Below are 9,186 nucleotides of genomic sequence, written 5' to 3' on the forward strand. Positions count from 1 at the left end.
GCGGCCCGCCCCGCCGGAGGGCGTGCGGGGCGGGGCGGCACCCAACCGCCGTGTGCGGCGGGCCACCAGAGGCGGAAAGCGGCGCATACTGCGCTGGGTGGCGACCGTCCTCGCGCTGCTCATACTCGGCACCGGCGGCGCCGGTTACGTGTACTACAAGCACCTCAACGGCAACCTCAGGAAAGAGGATCTGACGCTCGGCGACGAGGAGATGGCCGACCACAAGGCCAACGCCGCCGGTCAGACGCCTCTGAACATCCTGCTCATAGGCTCCGACGCCCGGGACTCCGCGGCCAACCAGAAGCTGGGCGGCGCGAAGGAGACCTTCGGGGGCACACCGCTCGCCGACGTGCAGATGCTGCTCCACCTCTCCGCGGACCGCAGCAACATCTCGGTCATCAGCATGCCGCGCGACACCATGCTGAAGATGCCCAAGTGCACCGACCCCGACACCGGCAAGGTGTACCCGGCCAGCACGGTCGACGTCCAGACCAACGAGAGCCTGGGCCGCGGCGGCCCCGGGTGCACGGTGGCCGCCTGGTACGAACTCACCGGCATCACCATCGACCACTTCATGATGATCGACTTCGCGGGTGTGGTCTCCATGGCCGACGCGATCGGGGGCGTCCCCGTCTGCGTCGACGCCAACGTCCACTCGCACACCAGCGACGGCAAGGGATCCGGGCTGAAGCTGGAGGAGGGCACCACCTCCGTCAAGGGCGAGCAGGCCCTCCAGTGGCTGCGCACCCGGTACGGCTTCGAGGACAACACCGACCTCGGCCGGACCAAGGCCCAGCACCAGTACCTGAACTCGATGGTCCGCGAACTGCGCAAGGGCACCAAGCTCACCGATCCCGGAAAGCTGATGGACCTCGCCGAGGCGGCCACCACCGCGCTGACGGTCGACAAGGGCCTCGACACCGTCAAGAAGCTGTACGACCTGGCCGAGGAGCTCAAGAAGGCACCGACCGACCGCATCACCATGACGACCATGCCGAACGTCTACGGCACGGGGCAGTTCAGCGGCCGGGTGTACCCGAAGGCCGAGGAGGCCGAGCAGGTCTTCCGGATGGTCCGTGAGGACATCCCGCTGGACGGCAAGGCGTCCAAGCGCAAGACGCCCGTCGCCAAGGACCAGGCCGCCCCCGCCGCCGAGATCCCGGTCAGCGTGCGCAACGCCACCTCCACGGACACGCTCGGCCCGGCCCGGGGCCGTGCGACCACGGTCAAGGAGCTGCTCACGGAAGCGGGCTTCACCAGGACCACGATCGATTCGCAGGACGTCGAGGCGGCCGCCAGGACCGGCGTCCTGTATCCCAGCGCGGACATGGAGGGCGACGCGCAGGCCGTCGCCAAGGCGCTCGGGATCCCGGCGTCCCAGGTGAAGAAGTCGACCGGCGTCTCGGGCATCGTCCTGGCCGTGGGAGCCGACTGGCGCGAGGGCGGGGCCTATCCCGCCGAGGCCGCCGAGGAGAAGACGCCGGACTCGGCGAACCCGCTCAACGGCGCGGACGAGAAGGCGTGCATGCACGTCAACCCGAGTTTCACCTGGTGACGTCGTACAGCGGAGAAGGGCCCCGCCGTCGCCGGCGGGGCCCTTCTTCCTGCGGTTACGACGACCGGATGGTCACGACGGTCGGACCGTCTGCTCCCGCACGGCCGGGCGGCGGCTGGCGACGACCTTCCTGGCCAGCGAGCGGGGACTGGTCAGGAAGCCGTGCCCCCACGACATGTGCATGGTGGCCAGCGCCACGGGGATCTGCGCGCGCGCCTTCAGCGACAGGCCCTTCCCGGCGGGCAGCGACCCGGCGACGATCGCCGCCACGTATCCGGCCGGCACGACGAACGCCCACGGGGTGACGGCCGCGCCCACGACGGTCCCGGCCGCTATCGCGCAGACGGCGGCGGGCGGGGCCAGATAGCGCAGGTTGATCGAGCCGGAGTGGTAACGGGCCACGACGTGACGCCAGCGGCCGTACTCCTTGTACTGCTTGGAGAGGGCACGGATACTGGGCCGCGGGCGGTACTGCACCTTCAGCTCCGGCGAGAACCAGATCAGGCCGCCCGCCTCACGGATACGGAAGTTCAGCTCCCAGTCCTGGGCGCGGATGAACTCCACGTTGTAACCGTCGGCACGCTCCAGCGCCTCGCGACGGAAGACGCCCAGATACACGGTCTCGGCGGGGCCCGCCTTCCCTCCGGTGTGGAAGGCCGCGTTGCCGACGCCGATCTTCGACGTCATCGCGGCGGCCACGGCGTCCTCCCAGGCGTTCTCGCCCTCGGCGTGCATGATGCCGCCGACGTTCTGCGCGCCGGTCTCCTCCAGGAGCCGCACCGCCGTCGCGATGTAGTTCGGCGACAGCATGCCGTGGCCGTCCACCCGCACCACGATCGGGTGCCGGGACGCCTTGATCGCGGCGTTGAGCGCGGCGGGGGTGCGGCCGGTCGGATTGGGGACGGTGTGGACCCGGGCGTCCTCCCGGACCAGCTCGGCGGCGATCTCGTCCGTACGGTCGTCCGAGGGGCCGAGGGCGATCACCACCTCCATCTCACCGGCGTACTCCTGCTCCAGGATGTGCCGGACCGAGTTCCTGAGATGGCGTTCCTCGTTGAGCACCGGCATGATCACGGAGACGGCGGGGTACTGCGCGGCAGACATGTGGTCCTCGGGGGGTCCTCGGGGGTGCCAGGGTTCCGGGGGATTTCGCACCCCAGGAGGCGGCGTGATTCGGCCGCCACGTTACCGCGAACGGGGGACAGCGGCGCGCGCCGCCGGGCGGCCTCCCGGTCTGCAGATCGTATGGGCCTACCGTGTGAAAGTCCCACTCGCTCGCGCGGAGGTGTCCCTCGTGCCCACGCCGCACCGATCGCCCCGTCCACCGCACCCCCGTACCGCTCCCGCGCAGCGCAGGCCCGTGCGGCGCAGACCCGAGCAGCAGCCCGGGGCCGGTGACCGGGCCGGTGGGCGGAACCGGGCCGGTGGGCAAAAGCCGCGGGGCCGGTGGGGCATGCGGGCCGTCACCGGGCTGTCCGTGCTGGTGCTCGGCGCCGGCGGGATCGGCCACGCCCTGGTGAGCGGCCTGGAGACGGGGATCGACCGGGTCGACCCGTTCAAGGACATGAAGAACCGCCCCCAGGGCGGCCACGGCCTGAATTTCCTGCTCGTCGGCACCGACGGCCGGGAGGAGATCACCCCGGCGGAGAAGGAGAAGTACAAGCTGGGCGGCGCCCCCTGCCACTGCACCGACACCCTCATGCTCGTGCACCTCTCGGCCGACAGGCAGCGGGCCAGCGTGATCAGTCTGCCGCGCGACAGCTACGCCGAGCTCCCCGCCCACACGGACGCCACCACCGGCAAGGAGCACACCCCTCATCCGGTGAAGCTGAACGCCGCCTATGCCGAGGGCGGGCCCCAGCTCACGGTGCGGACCGTCGAGCAGATGACGGGGGTCAAGATCGACCACTACCTCGAGGTCGACTTCACCGGCTTCATGAAGACGGTCGACACCCTGGGCGGGGTGGAGATCTGCACCGCCAAGCCCCTCAAGGACTCCCACACCGGCCTGGACCTGGCCCCCGGCACCCATGAACTGGACGGGGGCGAGGCCCTCCGGTACGTACGCTCCCGGCACCTCGACGGGGCGGCGGACCTGGGCAGGATGCAGCGCCAGCAGAGGTTCATGGCCGCGCTGGTCAAACAGGCGACCAGCAGCGGTGTGCTGAGGAACCCGGTGAAATTCCAGCAGGTCGCCGCGTCGGTGCTCGAATCGGTCCGCGCCGACAAGGGCTTCGGGACGGAGGAGATGCTGGCGCTCGGCAAGGCCATGCGCGGCTTCACCCCGGCCTCGTCCGAATTCGCCTCCGTCCCCCTCGACGGGAAGGGCCACCAGGTCAAGGGCATCGGCTCCACCGTGAAGTGGGACGCCGAGAAGTCGAAGAAGATGTTCCAGGCCCTGCGCGAGGACCGGCGCCTCGCCCCGCACCTGCCGAAGCAGCCCAAGGCGAAGCCCGTCGAGGTGGCGCCGGAGCAGATCCGGGTGCAGGTCTACAACGGGACGCCCAAGGACGGGCTCGGCCAGGACGTCGACGCGGCACTGCGGAGCACCGGATTCGACACCACCCGCTCGCCGCTGAACGACGGACCGCACGATCTGCGGCGGACGGTGGTCACGTACGACCCGCGCTGGGACCGGTCGGCGAAGACCCTGGCTGCCGCGCTGCCCGGATGCGAGCTCAGGGCGGTGAAGGGGCAGGGCGGGACCATGAAGGTCACGGCGGGCTCGGACTTCACCAAGGTGCGGCAGGTGAAGGCCGAGGACTCGCAGCGCGGGGAGTTCGGCACGGTGACGGGCGACCAGGTGGTCTGCCCTTGACCCCGGCCCCCGGAGGCCGCCCCTCACGGCGCCGGGGCGGCGGCCCTGCTAGTCGTCGATGCCTTCCGCGGCCCGCTGCTCCCGCAGCTCCTTGATCGCGCGGCGCCGGGCGAGGCGGTGCGTACGGCGGATCTGCGCCTCCTGGTAGCGCCGCTTGTCGCGTTCCGTCTCCGGGGCCACCTGCGGCACACGGCGCGGCTTGCCGTCCTCGTCGACCGCCGCGAACACCAGATAGGCGCTGCCGACCTGCTGGGCCGGCGTCGACTCGTTCCACCGCTCGGCCATGACCCGGACGCCGACCTCCATCGAGGAACGGCCGGTCCAGTTCACCTGGGCGCGGACGTGGACGAGGTCACCCACGCGGACCGGCTCCAGGAAGACCATCTCGTCCATCGAGGCCGTCACGGCCGGCCCACCGGAGTGCCGCCCCGCGACCGCCCCCGCCGCGTCATCGACCAGTTTCATGATCACGCCACCGTGCACCGTGCCCAGGAGATTGGTGTCGTTGCCGGTCATGATGTGGCTGAGGGTGGTCCGGGACGCCGAGGTCGGCTTGGCCGGAATATCACCCTCCGGTGACTGGGGCTGTTCTGTCATACCGTCCACCTTATGCGGGGGCTTGCACCCGCTTATGCGGGGGCTTGCACCCGGCCGCATTGCATCAGCTTCGCAACAGCCGTGACCCGATCTCCGGTACACCCTGTAAGACGCACAGGCCGAGACGGCACACTGGTGCGCATGAGCGATTGGCCCGAAGGACGTAACGGCGGACCCGGCGAGCGCTACGGACGGGGCAGCGCCAGCCCTCAGCCCGAGAGCGCCCGCTCCATGCCGCACGTCCGGCGGCGCCCCGCGCCGCCGCAGTCCCCGCCCCGGATCCCGCCGCAGCAGGGCCAGGGTCACGGTCACGGCGGTTACGACGACGCCCCCGGCTACGACAGCGGCTACAACACGGACCAGGTCTACGGCGCCGGCCAGCGCGGCGGCGGCCGCGGCGGTGACAGCGGCTACGTCCAGCCCCGGGCCGCCCCCGACTGGGGCCGGCGGATCAAGGCCGGCGCACTGACCCTGGTCGTCGTGGTGCTCGCGGTCTCCATCGGCACGTACTTCTGGGCCGACGGCAAGCTCAAGCGCGAGGTGGACCTCGCCAAGGTCATCGACCGCCCCTCCGAGGGCGACGGCACGAACTACCTGATCGTCGGCTCCGACAGCCGCGAGGGCATGACGGCCGAGGACAAGAAGAAGCTGCACACCGGCTCCGCCGAGGGCAAGCGGACCGACTCGATGATGATCCTGCACGACGGTTCCAACGGCCCGACGATGATCTCCCTGCCCCGCGACTCCGACGTCGAGATCCCCAGCTTCGTCGGCTCGGAGTCCGGCAAGAAGTTCGAGGGCACGGGCCGCCACGTGAAGCTGAACGCCGCCTACGCGGAGGACGGTCCGGAACTGCTGGTGCGCACCGTCGAGTTCAACACCGGACTGCGCATCGACCACTACGTCGAGATCGGGTTCGGCGGCTTCGCCAACATCGTGGACGCCATCGGCGGCGTCGAGATGGACATCCCCAAGGCGTTCAAGGACAAGAAGTCCGGCGCCGACTTCCAGGCCGGCAAGCAGACGCTGAACGGCGAGCAGTCCCTCGCCTTCGTCCGCACCCGCTACGCGTTCGCGGGCAGCGACCTGGACCGCACGAAGAACCAGCAGAAGTTCCTCGCGGCCCTGGCCTCCCAGACGGCCACCCCGTCGACGGTCCTCAACCCGTTCAAGCTCTACCCGACGATGAGCGCGGGCCTGGACACCCTGATCGTGGACAAGGACATGTCACTCTGGTCGCTCGGCAACATGTTCTTCGCGATGAAGGGCGTCACGGGCGGGGAGGGCACGTCGATGAACATCCCGCTCTCCGGGCAGAGCGTGAACGGCAACCTGGTCTGGGACAAGGACAAGGTGAAACAGCTCGTGGAGCAGCTGAAGAACGACGAGAAGGTCACGGTCAAGGGCAGCTGACCGCCCCCGGCCCACGGAGGCCCCTCACCCGCCGGCGGGTGAGGGGCCTCCGGTCTCCACCGGCCCGCCCAGGCTGGCTCCCGGCCGCGTACCGGGACCGTCCCACCGGGTCGCGGAGACCCACGACCCGGTGGACCGCGTCCCGGTCTCCCACGACGCATAAAGCTTTGAAGGACGTGGAGAAATCACTTTCCCCACCCCACCCGACCCCACTCGGGCCTCAGTCACTCGCGCGGGTGACTTATGGCAACTGGGCTGGATTTGGGACGGGTTACCAGGCATATGCTCGCCCCGACCACCACAGACATGAGACGGCCCCCGGCGAGACGACCAATCTCGACCGAGGGCCTGACCACCGAGGAAGTTAGGCCCTTCCCGATGGGTATCCAGCAGATTACCGCGCCCCCATGCGCCCGACCCGCCTCATCCGGGGGTTTCACACCGCCGTCCGGCGTCATCCATGTCAACTTCCGGCACACCGCAGGCTTCACCGTCGTCGGCAACCACCTCAGCCAGCACCGCGAACTGTCGCTGGTCGCCATCGGGCTCGCCCTGCACATCCAGTCGCTGCCCGCCGGAGCGAAGATCGGCATCAAGCGCCTCGCCGAGCGCTTCCCCGAGAGCGAGACCCGGATCGCCGCCGCCCTGCGCGAGTTGGAGGCCACGGGCTACCTGCACCGCAGCCGCCTGCGTCTCGCCGATGGCCGCATCGTCACCCGTACCGTCTTGTACAACCAGCCGGGGGCCGGGCGGGCCGCCCCTTCGGCCCCCCGGTCCAGGACCCGGCCCGGCGAACCGGCTGCCCCGCGGCCCGCGCCGTCGCCGCCGCGCGAAGCCACACGCGCACCTGAGGCACCGCAGCCACAGGCCGCCCCGGTCTGCGTACCCACCCCCACCGCACGTACGACGCCGCCCCCGCCGCTCCCCCGGCCGGCGGCTCCGACACCGGAGCTCCAGCGGACGGCCGCCGCGCTCCTCGCCGACCTGCGTCGGCTCTCACCCCGACTCGTGCTCTCGGAACAGGAAGTCGGCGTCCTCACGCCCGGCGTCGTCACCTGGCTCGAACGCGCCGCCCACCCCGACTCCGTACGCCACGCGCTGACCGCCGACCTGCCCGTACCGCTGAAGCACCCGGCCAAACTCCTGCGGCACCGGATCACCGCGCTCCTGCCGCCACCGCTGCCCGGCGCCCACGACCTCGCGCCCCCGCCACGCCCCGGTGCGATCGTCATCCCGCTCCAGAACTGCGACCGCTGTGACCGCGCCTTCCGCTCCCGGCACCCCGGCCACTGCCGCGACTGCCGGGCGGAGGCACACGCAGCGGCCTGACCCGAATACCGCCCACGACCCGAACGGGACCTTCATGGTCAGCGCACCCCACGAGGCGATGCACCGCGTCTTCCAGGAGTACCCGGAGCTCTTCTCCCGAGTCTCCGAAGTGCTCGGAGTCGCCTTTCCACCGGTCACCTCCGCAGGTGTCCTGCCCACCGACCTCACGGAGGCCCGGCCTCTCGAACGCCGGGTGGACACCCTGCTGCGCATCGAGACGGAGTACGACGGGCCCTTCCTCCTCACGGTCGAAGCCCAGGGCAGGAAGGACCCCGACAAGCCGACGAGCTGGGCGTACTACGTCTCCTACCTGCTCGAGAAGTACCGGCTGCCCACCACACTGCTGGTCGTCTGCCAGGACCGGGCCACCGCCGCCTGGGCGGCCCGCCCGGTACCGCTCGGCGCGCCCCAGTGGCCGGTGCTCACCCTCCAGCCGCTCGTCGCGGGCCCGCACAACATCCCCGCCGTCACCGATGTGGCCGAGGCCCGCAAGGACCTGGCACTCGCCACGCTGTCCGCCATCACACACGCGGGCGAACCGGACGTCGGTGCCATACTGAGAACGCTGTCCGCAGCCCTTCGGGACGCCCCGGACGCAATCGCCGCTCCCCTCGTCGAACTCACCGCACAAGGCCTGGGCAACCGCCCCGCCGCACAACAGTGGAGGAACCTGGTGGCCGTGGATCTCTCCTTCTACACCTCCCCCCTTTCGGAAGAAATCCGGGACGAAGGCCGCGCCGAGGGCCGCGCCGAAGGCCTTCTGCTGATTCTCGAAGCACGCGACATCGCCGTGACGGATGAGGCGCGCGAGAGGATCACGAGCTGCGACGACCCTCAGGTCCTGCGCGAGTGGCTCCTGCGTGCCGCCACCGCGACCTCAGCCGACGACATCTTCCAGAACATGTGACCCGTCACCCGACAAAAGCTGTCCGGTCCCTCGTACGGGGGCGCTCGCGCGCCGGCGCCTATGGCGCACTGTGGCCCCGGCATCGTCCGGGGCCACAGCACGCTGCCGCGAGAGGTCGTCACGGCAGGTTGCGGGCCATGACGATCCGATGACCCTGGCCTGCGCATATACGGCCGAAAACGAAACCTTGATCATCCTTGAGTCCAGGATGGTTCCGCTCCTCAAGGAGGCCATTCGTGTCGCAGAGTCTGACTGACTTCTCCGGCCTCATCAGGTCGGTTCAGAAGTCGGCCGTACATCTGGAGATGCGAGACGGGTACGGCGTCGACAACGAGATCAAGGGCTTCGCTGAGTGGAAGCAGGGGCACCGACTGAACTCGGACGACCGGGCCTCCTGGTGGCGCCCCTGGCTCGACCTCGTGCAGGAGGTCACTGCCAAGGGTGTGCTGATCCGCAGGGCTCGGGTGATCTCGGAGCCCGTAAGCGACTACATCGCGTTTGAGCACTCCTTCACCTTCACCAACGTGGCAGCAGGGGAACAAGTCCATTGGCTCCCCCGCAGGCAAG

Annotated in this window: 8 protein-coding genes; 6 read left to right on the top strand and 2 right to left on the bottom strand. The window is 70.1% G+C overall.

All coding sequences use genetic code 11. The features are described from left to right. Window positions 1-1,555: LCP family protein (locus VN520_RS24500; protein ID WP_325749097.1), on the top strand; the 1,555-nt coding region annotated here is incomplete at its 5' end. 72 nt (window positions 1,556-1,627) lie between these two features. On the opposite strand, the gene VN520_RS24505 is transcribed toward VN520_RS24500, so the two are convergent. Next, window positions 1,628-2,659, bottom strand: coding sequence for a glycosyltransferase family 2 protein (locus VN520_RS24505; protein ID WP_325749098.1), 1,032 nt, complete (start codon window positions 2,657-2,659; stop codon window positions 1,628-1,630). A 349-nt stretch (window positions 2,660-3,008) separates the two neighbouring features. Between VN520_RS24505 and VN520_RS24510 the strand changes: the two genes are divergently transcribed. Then, complete coding sequence (locus tag VN520_RS24510; protein WP_325749099.1) at window positions 3,009-4,373, top strand: LCP family protein; 1,365 nt, start codon at window positions 3,009-3,011, stop codon at window positions 4,371-4,373. A gap of 48 nt (window positions 4,374-4,421) precedes the next feature. Here the strand turns inward: VN520_RS24510 and VN520_RS24515 are convergent, their stop codons facing one another. Beyond that, complete coding sequence (locus VN520_RS24515) at window positions 4,422-4,970, bottom strand: acyl-CoA thioesterase (protein WP_325749100.1); 549 nt, start codon at window positions 4,968-4,970, stop codon at window positions 4,422-4,424. Between the two features lie 141 nt (window positions 4,971-5,111). Here VN520_RS24515 and VN520_RS24520 point away from each other — a divergent pair, with 141 nt between their 5' ends. The 4 genes from VN520_RS24520 to VN520_RS24535 form a co-directional block, all read left to right on the top strand. Beyond that, window positions 5,112-6,383: an LCP family protein gene (locus VN520_RS24520; RefSeq protein ID WP_325749101.1), complete on the top strand. Its 1,272-nt coding sequence runs from the start codon at window positions 5,112-5,114 to the stop codon at window positions 6,381-6,383. A gap of 378 nt (window positions 6,384-6,761) precedes the next feature. Beyond that, complete coding sequence (locus tag VN520_RS24525) at window positions 6,762-7,712, top strand: helix-turn-helix domain-containing protein (protein ID WP_325749102.1); 951 nt, start codon at window positions 6,762-6,764, stop codon at window positions 7,710-7,712. 34 nt (window positions 7,713-7,746) lie between these two features. Next, a complete protein-coding gene (locus VN520_RS24530; protein ID WP_325749103.1) occupies window positions 7,747-8,619 on the top strand; it encodes a hypothetical protein in 873 nt (290 codons plus the stop codon). Window positions 8,620-8,855: 236 nt separating this feature from the next. After that, window positions 8,856-9,186: DUF6879 family protein (locus VN520_RS24535; protein ID WP_331681916.1), on the top strand; the 331-nt coding region annotated here is incomplete at its 3' end.

The organism is Streptomyces sp. (assembly GCF_035563135.1).
Classification (GTDB): domain Bacteria; phylum Actinomycetota; class Actinomycetes; order Streptomycetales; family Streptomycetaceae; genus Streptomyces.

Bases quoted from the DNA above. Each gene is read 5' to 3' on its own strand.
- VN520_RS24525 (WP_325749102.1), top strand. From the start codon at position 6,762: ATGGGTATCCAGCAGATTACCGCGCCCCCATGCGCCCGACCCGCCTCA.
- VN520_RS24520 (WP_325749101.1), top strand. From the start codon at position 5,112: ATGAGCGATTGGCCCGAAGGACGTAACGGCGGACCCGGCGAGCGCTAC.
- VN520_RS24530 (WP_325749103.1), top strand. From the start codon at position 7,747: ATGGTCAGCGCACCCCACGAGGCGATGCACCGCGTCTTCCAGGAGTAC.
- VN520_RS24515 (WP_325749100.1), bottom strand. From the start codon at position 4,970: ATGACAGAACAGCCCCAGTCACCGGAGGGTGATATTCCGGCCAAGCCG.
- VN520_RS24505 (WP_325749098.1), bottom strand. From the start codon at position 2,659: ATGTCTGCCGCGCAGTACCCCGCCGTCTCCGTGATCATGCCGGTGCTC.
- VN520_RS24510 (WP_325749099.1), top strand. From the start codon at position 3,009: ATGCGGGCCGTCACCGGGCTGTCCGTGCTGGTGCTCGGCGCCGGCGGG.